This is a genomic window from Paenarthrobacter sp. YJN-5 (assembly GCF_015040095.1).
GTDB classification, from domain to species: domain Bacteria; phylum Actinomycetota; class Actinomycetes; order Actinomycetales; family Micrococcaceae; genus Arthrobacter; species Arthrobacter ureafaciens.
Genome location: NZ_CP053544.1, coordinates 2929265 through 2942293, shown reverse-complemented (window position 1 = coordinate 2942293; position 13029 = coordinate 2929265). Strand labels below are relative to the sequence as shown.

The 13029-nt window shown below is 63.3% G+C and carries 13 protein-coding genes; 10 read left to right on the top strand and 3 right to left on the bottom strand.

What is annotated here, in order from left to right:
• Positions 1-106 precede the first annotated feature (106 nt).
• A complete protein-coding gene (locus HMI59_RS13880) occupies positions 107-541 on the top strand; it encodes a helix-turn-helix domain-containing protein (RefSeq protein ID WP_021472656.1) in 435 nt (144 codons plus the stop codon).
• A gap of 85 nt (positions 542-626) precedes the next feature.
• Here HMI59_RS13880 and HMI59_RS13875 read toward each other — a convergent pair whose 3' ends face one another.
• A complete protein-coding gene (locus tag HMI59_RS13875) occupies positions 627-1172 on the bottom strand; it encodes a MarR family winged helix-turn-helix transcriptional regulator (protein WP_227471391.1) in 546 nt (181 codons plus the stop codon).
• A 68-nt stretch (positions 1173-1240) separates the two neighbouring features.
• Between HMI59_RS13875 and HMI59_RS13870 the strand changes: the two genes are divergently transcribed.
• The 6 genes from HMI59_RS13870 to dapF all read left to right on the top strand — a co-directional run bounded on the left by HMI59_RS13870 (position 1241) and on the right by dapF (position 6776).
• Positions 1241-1435 (top strand): DUF3046 domain-containing protein, encoded by a 195-nt coding sequence (locus HMI59_RS13870; RefSeq protein WP_021472658.1) that lies wholly within the window; start codon positions 1241-1243, stop codon positions 1433-1435.
• A gap of 256 nt (positions 1436-1691) precedes the next feature.
• The gene (recA, locus tag HMI59_RS13865; protein ID WP_166184007.1) at positions 1692-2732 is read left to right on the top strand and encodes a recombinase RecA; all 1041 of its coding nucleotides are present in this window, start codon (positions 1692-1694) and stop codon (positions 2730-2732) included.
• Entirely contained in the window at positions 2722-3264 is a 543-nt protein-coding gene (locus HMI59_RS13860) for a regulatory protein RecX (protein ID WP_062095992.1), read from the top strand. Before recA ends, HMI59_RS13860 begins: the two co-directional genes overlap by 11 nt.
• Positions 3264-4832 carry a tRNA (N6-isopentenyl adenosine(37)-C2)-methylthiotransferase MiaB gene (gene miaB, locus HMI59_RS13855; RefSeq protein ID WP_217375992.1) on the top strand — a complete coding sequence of 523 codons (1569 nt, stop codon included), beginning with the start codon at positions 3264-3266 and terminating at the stop codon, positions 4830-4832. The genes HMI59_RS13860 and miaB overlap by 1 nt, the downstream gene beginning before the upstream one ends.
• 14 nt (positions 4833-4846) lie before the next feature.
• Complete coding sequence (gene miaA / locus HMI59_RS13850) at positions 4847-5770, top strand: tRNA (adenosine(37)-N6)-dimethylallyltransferase MiaA (RefSeq protein WP_166184009.1); 924 nt, start codon at positions 4847-4849, stop codon at positions 5768-5770.
• A 37-nt stretch (positions 5771-5807) separates the two neighbouring features.
• On the top strand, positions 5808-6776 hold the full coding sequence (gene dapF, locus HMI59_RS13845; RefSeq protein WP_166184010.1) for a diaminopimelate epimerase: 969 nt from the start codon (positions 5808-5810) through the stop codon (positions 6774-6776).
• On the opposite strand, the gene HMI59_RS13840 is transcribed toward dapF, so the two are convergent.
• Entirely contained in the window at positions 6757-7371 is a 615-nt protein-coding gene (locus tag HMI59_RS13840) for a class I SAM-dependent methyltransferase (protein ID WP_193591629.1), read from the bottom strand. The genes dapF and HMI59_RS13840 overlap by 20 nt on opposite strands.
• Before the next feature lie 549 nt (positions 7372-7920).
• On the opposite strand from HMI59_RS13840, the gene hflX reads away from it, so the two are divergent.
• Together hflX and HMI59_RS13830 are read left to right on the top strand one after the other, a co-directional pair.
• Positions 7921-9483, top strand: a complete 1563-nt coding sequence (hflX, locus tag HMI59_RS13835; RefSeq protein ID WP_193591628.1) for a GTPase HflX — start codon at positions 7921-7923, stop codon at positions 9481-9483.
• The gene (locus tag HMI59_RS13830) at positions 9476-11533 is read left to right on the top strand and encodes an ATP-dependent DNA helicase (RefSeq protein WP_193591627.1); all 2058 of its coding nucleotides are present in this window, start codon (positions 9476-9478) and stop codon (positions 11531-11533) included. The genes hflX and HMI59_RS13830 overlap by 8 nt, the downstream gene beginning before the upstream one ends.
• Here the strand turns inward: HMI59_RS13830 and lexA are convergent.
• A complete protein-coding gene (gene lexA / locus HMI59_RS13825) occupies positions 11530-12276 on the bottom strand; it encodes a transcriptional repressor LexA (protein WP_193591626.1) in 747 nt (248 codons plus the stop codon). The two genes, HMI59_RS13830 and lexA, sit on opposite strands and share 4 nt — an antisense overlap.
• Before the next feature lie 342 nt (positions 12277-12618).
• Here lexA and HMI59_RS13820 point away from each other — a divergent pair, with 342 nt between their 5' ends.
• Complete coding sequence (locus tag HMI59_RS13820) at positions 12619-12975, top strand: LysM peptidoglycan-binding domain-containing protein (protein WP_193591625.1); 357 nt, start codon at positions 12619-12621, stop codon at positions 12973-12975.
• Positions 12976-13029: the final 54 nt, after the last annotated feature.

Below are 13029 nucleotides of genomic sequence, written 5' to 3'. Positions count from 1 at the left end.
GTTGTGTCATTGTGTCGCTTCGGAATGGTCGGGGCGCCTAGGATGTAGAAACCAACCCGGTCCGCCAACCAGCGAACCGGAAGAACGAGGGAGCAAGGCGATACAGATGGTAAAGCAGCCCGTATCCGTGAACGGCGTTGTCCGCTGGAAGGATGTGGGCTTGGCTGATCAGGCACAGAGCGAACAGAAGGAGCGCAAAATGGTCGTACTACGCCACGAAATCGGTGATGTACTGCGCGATGTCCGCCAGCGTCAGGGCCGCACCCTCCGCGAGGTCTCGCACAGCGCCCGCGTTTCACTCGGATACTTGAGTGAAGTTGAACGCGGCCAAAAGGAAGCTTCGTCCGAGCTCCTGTCTTCTATCTGCACCGCACTGGACGTACCGTTGTCCAGCATGCTGCGCGAAGTAAGCGACCGCGTCGCAGTTGCAGAGGGAGTTGCGGTACCGGACACGGTTCCGCAGGAATTCTCCCAGCGTTACGGTCGGGATCTCGATCTCACCGACGACTTCGGCCAGGGCATGCTGTCCGGAGCGCGGTAACCGTCCCCTAGTACGTCGAAGGTCCCCGGCCACTGGCTGGGGACCTTTCGCGTTGGTGGCACGGGTAGCGGTTCCGCCGGATCTGCTACTGCGCTGCGTCCCCGGGGTCTTTGGCAGTGTCGTCTCTAGCTGGGGCCTCCTTGATCAGCCCCTCTCCGTACACGGCGTTGAGCCTTTCCATGTACTCGGCGAGGGTCTGCACGTCCTCCAGCGGCCATGTCCCCAGGCGTTCGCGGAAAGCCTGCCGGCGGGCGTCCTGGACCTGGTGCATTTTCTCTTCGCCCTTGTCCGTCAACCGGATGGACTGAGCCCTGCCGTCCTGCGGATCTGCCTCCTTATAGACAAGCCCGAGGCTCTCCAGGAAGGCGATTTGGCGGCTCACGGAAGGCTTGCCGACTCCAACGCAGGAGGCCAGGTCTGTCAGGCGGATGGGGCCCTCGCGGCGGATGATGGTCAGCAGTCCATAGGCGGCGGGTTCCATGTCCGGGTGGACCTGGCGGGAAAGCTGGTGCGAGATGGAACGGGCGCGGCGCCAGAGCAAGCTCAGCTGGTGTTCAACCTGCTGAAGGGCATCATCCACTTCGTCGCGTTGGACGGCAGAGGCCGGTGCATGGGGGAGAGGATTGCTCATGGCAACCATTCTAGGGTCCGGCAACATGAGAGACTCTATCCGTGAGGGCAAGTGATTTCTGGCGGTTGATGGACGACGAATTCGGGGCGGGCTACTCCCGGGTGCTTGCCGGATCCCTGGTGCTGGCCGGAGTTGGCGGCCGCACCGCTACGGACGCCCTCGCCTCGGGTTTCGACCCCCGCGATGTTTGGCTGGCAGTTTGCGACGTGCAGGACGTGCCTCCCGAGCGCAGGCTTGGCCGGGACATCAAACCCACCGGTTAGCCGTAACCCGGTCCCGCTGGTCGACGCCGGGACGGGACACGCCGTCGCGTTGTTCGAATATCTGTTCGGATTTGGATATGCTCCTGTGAGAGGAAAATTGATCCTGAAGGACGCATTCCACGCTCCGGCGGCCCTTGTTTTCCACATAGGCCAAGCGGGCAGCTAAAAATGTCAGAGCGCCGCACTAGCGTCAGACGTGACAGGAAAGCGGCCGTTCAGGCCACTCCACAGCGAGAAAGCATCAGAGGTGTGAACCATGGCGGCAACCCCGGATCGTGAGAAGGCGCTCGAGGCAGCGCTTGCCCAGATCGACAAGCAGTTCGGCAAAGGCTCCATCATGCGCCTGGGTGATGACACCCGCGCTCCGATCGAGGTCATTCCCACCGGTTCCATTGCCCTGGACGTGGCGCTTGGCATCGGCGGACTCCCGCGAGGCAGGGTCGTGGAAATCTATGGACCGGAATCTTCCGGTAAGACCACCGTCGCCCTGCATGCTGTAGCCAATGCACAGCGTAACGGCGGCATCGCGGCCTTCATTGACGCCGAACACGCCCTGGATCCCGATTACGCCGCGAAGCTTGGCGTAGACACGGACGCCCTGCTGGTTTCACAGCCGGACACCGGTGAACAGGCGCTGGAAATCATGGACATGCTGGTGGGCTCCGGCTCGCTGGACATCATCGTCATTGACTCCGTGGCTGCGCTGGTTCCCCGCGCTGAAATCGAGGGCGAGATGGGCGATTCCCACGTTGGCCTCCAGGCGCGCCTCATGAGCCAGGCCCTTCGAAAGATCACCGGTCGCTTGAGCCAGACCAAGACCACCGCGATCTTCATCAACCAGCTGCGTGAGAAGATCGGCGTCTTCTTCGGATCGCCGGAAACCACCACCGGTGGTAAGGCACTGAAGTTCTATGCCTCAGTGCGTATTGACGTCCGCCGCATCCAGACGCTGAAGGAAGGCGCCGATTCCGTCGGTAACCGGACCAAGGCAAAGATCGTCAAGAACAAGATGGCTCCGCCCTTTAAGGTTGCCGAGTTCGACATCATCTACGGCCAGGGGATCTCGCGCGAAGGCGGCATCATCGACATGGGCGTGGAACACGGCATCATCAAGAAGTCGGGATCCTGGTTCACCTACGACGGCGATCAGCTCGGTCAGGGCATGGAGAACTCACGTCGCTTCCTGCGGGACAACCCGGAGCTCGCCCAGGAGTTGGAACGCCTCATCAAGGAAAAGCTTGGCGTCGGCGTGAAGCCCGAAGAGGAATCGCCCAAGCTGAAGGCCGTTGACGGTTAGGAACGGGCCGGATCCGGATTCGCCGGTTGCTGCCGATCCGGAGCCGGACCCGGAATCTGTTGCGCGCGCCATCGTTTTGAGGCAATTGACGATGGCGCCGCGGAGCCGGCTCCAACTGGCACGGAAGCTTGCCGAACGGAAAGTGCCTGAGCACGTTGCCGAGGCTGTTCTCGATCGCTTTGAGGAAGTCCAGCTCATCGACGACGCCGAGTTCGCCCGCATGTGGGTACGAAGCCGATCGCAGACAAAGAAGCTCGCCAAGGGCGCCCTGCGACGGGAACTGGCTGACAAAGGCATCGAACTTGAAGATGCCGAGGAAGCCTTGGCCCAGGTCTCGGACAAGGACGAGGAACTTGCAGCGCGCGAGCTTGTCCAGCGGAAGTTGAGGCCGGGCATGGATTTGACCGACCGGGCTGAGCGGGACAAGTACACACGCCGGTTGGCTTCCATGCTCGCGCGCAAGGGCTATTCCCCTTCACTGGCCTTCAGGATCGTCGGTGAGGTGCTGGCAGAAGCCGGTACCCTTGAGTAGTGAGTTTGACCATTCCATCCCCTGCACAAGATTCCACGCAGCCTTCCCTGGTACCTGGGACGCTTCAGGAGGCGGCATCCTCCGTGGAGCCCAGGACCTACCAGGTCCGGACCTTCGGTTGCCAGATGAACGTCCATGATTCCGAGCGCATGTCCGGTCTCTTGGAAGAAGCCGGCTATGTTCCGGCGGACGGGGAGTTTGCCGACGTCATCGTGTTCAACACCTGCGCGGTGCGGGAGAATGCGGACAACAAGCTCTACGGAAACCTGGGACAACTTCGCCAGGTCAAGGCAGCCAACCCCGGAATGCAGATCGCGGTGGGTGGATGCCTGGCCCAGAAGGACCGGGAAACCATTGTGCGCAAAGCACCGTGGGTGGACGCCGTTTTTGGTACGCACAATGTGGGCGCCCTTCCCGCCCTCCTGAACAGGGCGCGGCACAACAATGAAGCCCAGCTCGAAATCCTCGAGTCCCTTGACGTGTTCCCGTCCACGCTTCCCACCAAGCGTGATTCCGTGTACTCGGGATGGGTTTCCATCTCGGTCGGCTGCAACAACACCTGCACGTTTTGCATCGTGCCTTCGCTTCGCGGCAAAGAGAAGGACCGCCGCCCCGGTGAGATCCTTGCCGAAATCCAGGCACTGGTTGACGACGGCGCCGTGGAAGTAACTCTTCTCGGCCAAAACGTGAACTCCTACGGCGTGGAATTCGGTGACCGCCAGGCGTTCTCCAAGCTGCTGCGTGCATGCGGCCAGATCGCAGGGCTGGAACGCGTCCGTTTCACGAGTCCCCACCCCGCCGCCTTCACGGATGACGTTATTGAGGCCATGGCGGAGACACCCAACGTCATGCCACAGCTGCACATGCCGCTTCAGTCCGGTTCCGACAAGGTCCTTAAGGACATGAGGCGCTCCTACCGTTCCAGCAGGTTCCTGGGCATTCTGGACAAGGTCAGGGAGCGGATTCCGCAGGCGGCCATCTCCACGGACATCATCGTGGGTTTCCCGGGTGAGACGGAAGAAGATTTCCAGGCCACCCTGGATGTCGTGGAAAAGTCCCGCTTCGCATCGGCCTTCACCTTCCAGTACTCCAAGCGTCCGGGAACCCCCGCTGCCGAGTTGCCCGAGCAGCTCCCCAAAGCCGTGGTCCAGGAACGCTACGAACGTTTGACCGCGCTTCAGGACCGCATTGCAGCCGAGGAGAATGCCAAGCAGCTTGGCAGGCAGGTCGAGGTGTTGGTGACCGCCCAGTCGGGCCGGAAAGCAGGGGAGACCCACCGCCTGTCCGGCCGTGCCAAGGACCAACGCCTGGTGCACTTCTCCGTCCCGGAGGGCGCAGAAGCACCCCGTCCCGGCGATTTCGTCACAGTCACTATTACTGAGGCCGCGGCATTCCACCTGGTTGCGGACCCTGCCGGACCCGAGGATTACATCCTGCGCCGGTCCAGGGCAGGCGACGCTTGGGACCGTTCGCAGGCCGAGTCCTGCGGTGTACCGGCGCCAGGTGCCGGTTCCGGGAAGGCCGGTGTTTCGCTGGGCATGCCCGCCGTTCCGGCCCGCCGGGCCTAGCCGGGGGTAGATCCATGTCCGTCGTTGGCAGTGATGTGCCGTCTTTGCCTGTCATCGCCGTCGTGGGACCCACGGGTTCGGGCAAGTCGGACCTGGGGGTGGAGCTTGCCTTGGCCTTGGACGGGGAGGTCATTAATGCTGATGCCCTTCAGTTCTACCGGGGCATGGACATCGGCACGGCCAAAATCACGGTGGAAGAACGCAAAGGCGTTCGCCACCACCTGTTGGACACCATGGAAGTGACTGAAGAAGCCAGCGTGGCCGACTTCCAGCAGGAATGCAGGGCTGCCATTCGTGACATCCGGAGCCGGGGAAAGCAGCCGATCATGGTTGGCGGCTCCGGTCTCTACGTCCGTGCGGCCTTGGACGTCCTGGAGTTTCCCGGTACCGATCCGGAGCTGCGCAAGCGCCTGGAAGGCGAATACGAAGCACAGGGACTCATGCCATTACGGGAACGGCTCCAGGCGGTGGACCCGGACTCGGCCGCCCGGCTGGGGGATGCCCGGCGCGTCATCAGGGCACTGGAAGTGTATGAACTGAGCGGCCGGCCCTTCAGTTCCTTCATGCCGCAACGCCAGTACTTCCAGCCGGCACTCCAGATCGGGCTTTCCGTGGATCGGGAAGAGCTGCGGGAGCGCTTGGCAGCGCGGGTCCACCGGATGGTTGATGCGGGGCTCCTGGAGGAAGTGGAACGCCTTGACGCTGCCGGATTGAGGCGGGGGAAGACCGCTTCCCGCGCGCTGGGCTACGCACAGTTCCTGAAAGTGCTCGACGGCGACTGGAGCGTAGCAGAGGCGGCAGAGGCCACGATCATCGCTACCCGTCAATTCGCGCGTCGCCAGCTCACTTGGTTCCGCGCCGATCCCCGGATCAGCTGGCTTGACTGGAAGGACGCCGACCTGGTGGCCAAAGCTGTGGCCCTTGCGGAGGCAGGATAATTTCTGGCCGTCCACCCGTGGCAGGTAGCCTAGTCCCATGGATCAGACCCCCGCAGTTTCCGCCCGGCAGTCCGCCGCTGCCGAGCTCCCCATGACCGCCGCCAGCCTGTCAGGTGTGGCGTTTTCGAAGGGCCATGGCACGGGAAACGACTTTGTGCTGATCGCCGATCCCGGTGCTGTCCACGACATCACCCCGGAGCAGGTGGCCGCCCTGTGCGACAGGCACCGCGGCATCGGTGGGGACGGGCTGATCCGCGCTGTTCCTTCACGCGACCTTCCCGAAGGCCGGGCGCTGCTGGAGCAGGACGCTTCCGCTGAATGGTTCATGGACTACCGCAACGGCGACGGTTCCCTGTCCGAGATGTGCGGCAACGGAGTGCGTGTATTTGTGCACTTCCTCATTGACCAGGGCCTGGTGGACCTGGGGCCGGGTGAGGCACTGACGATCGGTACGCGCGGCGGGATCAAGAAGATCGCGCGCTCGGACAATGGCTACGCAGTGGATATGGGTCCGTGGGAGTTCATTTTCCCGACCGAGGCCACGTCGAAGGCCATGGATGCGCTGGTCAGCGCCGATGGCCTGGAAGTAGCCCGACCGGGACTCTCGGTGAGCATGGGCAATCCGCATACAGTGGTGGCTTTGGCGGAGCTTAGCGAACTCGCCGCAACGCAGCTTTTCAAGGCCCCGGTAGTTGACCCCAAGCCGGCCAACGGGACAAACGTCGAATTCGTGGTTCCGGCAGAGCCGCTGGTTCACGATGGCTTCGGCACCATCACCATGAGGGTGCACGAGCGTGGTGTGGGCGAAACCCAGTCATGCGGCACCGGAGCGTGCGCGGCCGCCGTCGCCATCCGTCACTGGGCCGGGAACACGGCACCGAACGCTTGGCACGTCAATGTGCCGGGCGGCGTGGTTGACGTGAAGTTCTTCCCGGGCGGGGACGGCCGCGAGCACGTAGAGCTCAGCGGCCCCGCGGTTATTGTGGCTAGCGGGACGCTCGCCTGACCCTGAGGATCCTGAAGGATTTGGACGTGCTTTCCCGGGACACCGCAAAGGAATCGTCCAGTTCGCCGGCCAGCCAGCGCTGCAGGGAATCCGAGCCAAGGTTCTTTTGAACCACAAGCCAGGCGTTGCCGCCCGGTGCCAACCGCGGAAGCCAGGTCAGCAGGAGCCGGTGCAGTTCTTCCTTGCCAATGCGGATCGGCGGGTTGGACCAGATGGTGTCGAATTCGACGTCGGCCGGCACGTCCTCCGGCAGGCTCGCCTTGACGTTCCCGAGGCCAAGCGATGCAGCGTTCTCGTTGGTCAGCGCGATGCAGCGCTCATTGACGTCAACTGCATGCACCTGGGCCGAGGGCGACTTCAGGGCCATGGTCAGCGCAATGGGACCCCAACCGCAGCCGATATCCAGCAGGTTTCCCTGCGGCGAAGGATCCGGCACTTCGCCCAGGAGGACAGCGGTTCCTTTGTCGATGCCGTCCGGGCTGAAGATGCCTGTGGAGGTCTGCAGATGCCTGGGTGCCCCTGCAAGTTCCACGGTGAGGGGCTTGCGGGTAAACGGTCCGGCCGGTTGGGCGCTGAAATAGTGTGCAGACTCCATAATTTGCCAGATTAGTTGGCGTTGGGCGGCATGGGAAACTGTGGTGCCTGCGCCCAAGCCCGACGTTGCCCCTGCCGTCGCCTCCACCGTGGCCGGGACAATTTGACACGGCTGATAGTCTTGGATGCATGTTCTTGATCTTTGAGTAGCCTGCCGCCTATCCGGCAGAACAGCCGGCCAATCATCGGCACCGCCCCGCGACGTCCGCCTGCGTACACATGACACGCATGGCCATTCCGCCCGGCGGGTTTCACGGCCCTCGGAAGATCACTTCAACTCCGCTTTCCAGCGCTCCAGTGCCGCCTTTCCGGTTCCTCCGGAGGGGTGCAGGATGTCCACGCCGGGTAAGCCGGAGTATCAGGCTTTCTTCACACGGACCTGACGGACCCTCCACAGCGGACCATCACAGAGTCGGGCAGCACAGTAATCGCTGCCATACGAACCAACAGGAGGCCCTTTTTGGCCCAGGCCCGTCAGCCCAGCGCGAATACCCACGCGAAAGACACCAATCAGCACTATTCTGGAATTGCCGAACAGTCTAAGGAGACCATGACCACCCAGAAGCACTCCGGATCCGATTCCGACGCCCAGGACATGAGTCCTGAAGAAATCCAGGCCGTCATCGACCGGATTCTGTCCAAGGATGTACCCGCAGGGGCATCCGGGGATACCGACGCCAAAGGCGTCCTTGGCAAGGCCCAGGCGATCTCCGCGGTTGAGGAAGAGCACAGCGTTTACGACGGTGAGCAGGAAGACCTGGCCGAACGTCGGGCACTGCGCCGAACAGCAGGCCTTTCAACCGAACTCGAAGACGTCACCGAAGTCGAATACCGGCAGTTGCGCCTCGAGCGGGTGGTCCTCGCCGGACTGTGGACCGAAGGCACCTTGGCTGACGCCGAGAACTCGCTCCGTGAGCTGGCTGCGCTGGCAGAGACGGCAGGTTCGGAAGTCCTCGACGGAATCGTCCAACGCCGTACCAAGCCGGACCCGGGGACGTTCCTCGGCTCCGGAAAAGCCCAGGAACTGAAAGCTATTGTGGCGGCAACGGGCGCGGACACCGTGGTGGTAGACACCGAGCTCTCCCCATCACAGCGCCGAGGCCTTGAAGACATCGTGAAGGTCAAGGTAGTGGACCGCACGACGCTGATCCTGGATATCTTCGCCCAGCACGCCAAGAGCCGTGAAGGCAAGGCACAGGTGGAGCTTGCCCAGCTGGAATACCTGCTGCCGCGGCTTCGTGGCTGGGGCGAATCGATGTCCCGCCAGGCCGGTGGCCAGGTGGGTGGCGCCGGGGCCGGTATGGGCTCCCGCGGCCCCGGTGAAACCAAGATCGAACTTGATCGCCGCCGGATCCGGACACGTATGGCTAAGTTGCGGCGGGAAATCGCCGCGATGAAGCCGGCGCGCGAGACCAAGCGCGCCAACCGCCGTCGTAATTCCGTGCCGTCGGTAGCAATTGCCGGCTACACGAACGCCGGCAAGTCCTCGCTGCTCAACCGCCTGACAGACGCCGGCGTCCTGGTGGAGAACGCACTGTTCGCCACGCTTGACCCCACAGTGCGGAAGGCGCAGACCCCGGACGGCATCGGGTACACCTTGGCGGACACCGTTGGGTTCGTCCGCTCCCTCCCGACGCAGTTGGTGGAAGCGTTCCGTTCCACGCTGGAAGAAGTAGCGGACGCGGACTTGATCCTGCACGTCGTCGACGCATCACACCCGGATCCTGAAGGCCAGATCGCTGCCGTTCGGGCCGTGTTCAGCGAGGTCGACGCCCGCAAGGTTCCGGAAATCATCGTCCTGAACAAGGTGGACGTAGCTGATCCGTTTGTGGTGGAGCGCCTGAAGCAGAAGGAGCCACGCCACGCGGTTGTTTCCACCCGTACGGGGCAGGGAATCCAGGAGCTTCTGGAAACCATCAGCCAGGCCATCCCTCGTCCGGGGGTGCGTTTGGAGCTGCTCATTCCGTATGAGCGCGGCGAACTGATCAACAGGCTGCACAGCCCCGATGCCGACATCCTCAGCATCGAACACGAGGAAAACGGTACGCGGGTGGTGGCGATGGTCCACGAAGGCCTGGCCGCCGAGCTGGAGTCATTCGTCACCAATGGTTGAGCAGGTGGCGGCGGAGACCGCTGAAACGGCAGGGGAGAGGTTTACCCTCGAACTGCTGGAGAAGGCTGTTGCCGGTTTGGGTGGCCAGAGCCGCCCCGGGCAGCAGGAAATGGCAAAGCATGTGACCCGGGCCATCGAGTCCGGCGAGCATCTGTTGGTCCAGGCAGGGACGGGCACGGGTAAGTCGCTGGCCTACCTGATCCCGTTGATTGCCCATTCCATGGACAGCAACAAGCCGACGCTGGTTTCCACCGCCACTTTGGCCCTCCAGACCCAGATCGTGGGCAGGGATTTGCCCCGCCTGCTGGAGACCATTACTCCCGCCTTGGAGCGCCCGGTCAACGTGGCGCTCGTCAAAGGCCGGGCGAACTACGTTTGCCTGCAGAAGCTCGAAGGTGGCTTCCCCAGCGAGGAACCCTCCGAGGGGCAGCTTTTCTCGCTCGGAGAGGACACCAGCGTGCCGCACTTTGCGGCCTCGGTGGGCGGGGCGTCTTCGCAGTTGGGCAAGGAAGTCCTCCGGCTGCGGGAGTGGGCCGGCAAGACGGCCACAGGCGACCGCGATGAGCTCATGCCCGGCGTTACGGACAGGGCGTGGAGGCAGGTTTCGGTCACGTCCATGGAATGCCTGGGGGCGCAGAAGTGTCCGCTCGCCGAGGAGTGCTTCAGTGAGTTGGCACGGGCCAGGGCGGCGGAGGCGGACGTCGTGGTCACCAATCACGCGATGCTTGCCGTCAGTGCTTTCGAGGGCCTGGCCGTGCTGCCCGAGTACGACGTCGTGGTGGTCGATGAGGCCCACGAACTGCAGGACCGGGTTACCGGAGCGGTATCCGGGCAGCTGTCGGTGGCCATGGTCCACGCCGCTGCGTCCAGTGCCCGCAAACACACAGCCATTACCGTCGACGCCTTGAATGCCGCTGCGGACCGCCTGGATCTGGCGCTGGTGGGGGTTCCCAGCGGCTTGCAGCCGAACGGCTTGAACGACGAGCTGCTCGACTGCCTCGACCAGCTGCGGGACGCCACGCGCGCCGCGCTGTCCGATTCGAAAACGGACTCCTCCAACGCCGTCGACGGCGGGCGGCAGCTTGCGCGGTCGCGCCTGATGCTCATCCTGGAACTCTGCGAGAGGCTGCTCAGGGCGAAGGAAAACCGGGAGGTGGTCTGGTTCTCCAGGAACGCTGCTTTCGATCCGCAGCAGGGCTACTCCCAGCCCGATGACTCCGCACCTGCGCTCATCAACGTCGCACCGCTGAGCGTCGCAGGGCGTCTCCGTGAAGGACTGTTTGCCGATCACACAGTCGTGTTGACCTCCGCTACGCTTGCCATCGGCTCGGCCTTCGAACCGGCCGCCGGCGGATTGGGGCTGGTGGGTGACGGCGCGCCCAGCTGGACAGGGCTGGACGTCGGGTCCCCCTTCGACTACCCCAAGCAGGGTGTTTTGTATGTCGCCCAGCACCTGCCGAAGCCGGGCAGGGGCACGTCGCCGGAAGCCCTGGACGAACTCGAAGACCTCATTCGGGCATCCGGTGGGGGAGCGCTGTGCCTTTTCTCCTCGCGGCGCGCGGCGGAAGAGGCGGCTGATGCCATGCGGTCGCGTTTGGATGTGGACATCCTGTGCCAGGGCGAATCCACCATGGCGGCGCTTGTGAAGCAATTCTCCGATGAACCGGACACCTGTCTCTTCGGCACGATGTCCCTGTGGCAGGGAGTGGATGTTCCGGGTGGTTCCTGCCGCCTGGTTGTCATCGACCGGATCCCCTTCCCGCGGCCGGACGATCCACTCATGACCGCACGCTCCCGGGCGGTGGCACAGTCCGGTGGTAACGGATTCATGGCGGTCTCAGCAACGCATGCGGCCATTCGCTTGGCACAGGGCGCCGGGCGCCTCATCCGCTCGACAGGGGACAAAGGCGTGGTTGCCGTTCTCGACTCCCGGCTCTCCACGGAAAGGTACGGAGGCTTCCTGCGTGCCGCACTCCCGCCATTCTGGACGACGACGGACCGCAAGGTAGTGCAGGGAGCTTTGGGGCGGTTGGCGAAGCAGGACCCTTAGAGGGAGCGCAGCACCGAAACGACCTTGCCCATGATGGTGGCCTGATCGCCGAGGATGGGCTCGTACTGGGTGTTTTGCGGGAGTAGCCAGGTGTGCCCGTCCCGCTGGCGGAAGGTCTTAACGGTCGCTTCGTCATCAAGCAGGGCGGCCACGATGTCGCCGTTGACGGCGTCGTTCTGACGGCGGACCACCACCCAGTCGCCGTCGCAGATCGCGGCATCGATCATCGAGTCACCGGCGACTTTGAGCATGAACAGTTCGCCGTGGCCAACCAATTGCCGGGGAAGCGGGACGACGTCCTCGACGGATTGATCGGCGAGGATCGGGCCGCCGGCCGCGATCCGTCCTACCAGGGGCACCATGGCGGTGTCACTGGCAGTTGCCAGCGAGGTGACATCCAAGCCGCCGCTGCTGAGCAGTGTGCCGGGAGCCTCCACCCCGGGAATGCTGGCGCCGCTGTCCAACGTCAGGGGCATGAGGACTTCCATGGCACGCGGTCGCTTGGGATCACGACGGAGGTAACCAAGCTTCTCAAGCTGGGATAGCTGATGGGTAACGCTGGAGAGGCTGGCGAGGCCTACGGTATCCCCGATCTCGCGCATGCTGGGTGGATACCCGTTGTCATTGACCGACCGCTGGATGGTCTCGAGGATTTTCTTCTGCCGGACGGTGAGGCTCTTGGGGGCTTTGGAGGCCTGTTGGCTGCGCAGGGATGCCCTGCCTCCTGTGGCTTTTGCTGCCATGTTCGCCAATGCCCTTCCGTTCCGCCCCGGGCCTGGTCCGTTGATGCCCGAAGATTCCGGGCCCAAAAATGTCAGACCCTCCTGTTGCACTGAATCTGTGCCTGTTTCTTCACTCAAACGTAGGTCAGGCACGGGCGTTTATCAAACATTTGTTCTAGCGAGTCTCGACACCATTCGTTGATAAGTGCTAAAAATGTCATAGCAAGGTTCGAATATGTGTTCTATAAACCGTTGCGGGTGTTCGAAGGATGTTCGAACGCCGGCGCGGAGTGCACACAGAGAATTGGCAAGCCTGCGCGGTTCACCGCCGGCGCAGGCAATCCTTCAGGAGGGCTCAGGCTCATGTCCGCTGTTACGTTCCACGATTTCCGCTCCACCCCCGCTCCTGCGCGCATCAGGCTGACGCGGCGCGGCAGGATGGTCTTCTTCGGCATTCCCGCAATGCTCCTGGTTGCCGCGCTGCTCAGCCTGGCGGGCTTCCTCAACTCGCCGGCAAAGGCATCGGACAGCCAGGCGCAGCTTCAGCCTCCTGTCGCAGTGAGCGTGACCGTTCAGCCGGGTCAGTCCCTCTGGGGAATCGCGGGAGCTGCTGCGCCAGAACGTGACCCCCGTGACGTGATTGCGGAAATTATCGAGCTCAATGATCTCCGCGGAGGCCGTATCCAGCCTGGCCAGCAGCTGTTCGTCCCTGCCGGCTAGCCCACCGGAAAGGTTCCCAAGGGCCAGGCTCGGTGTCACAGTTACAGGGCACTT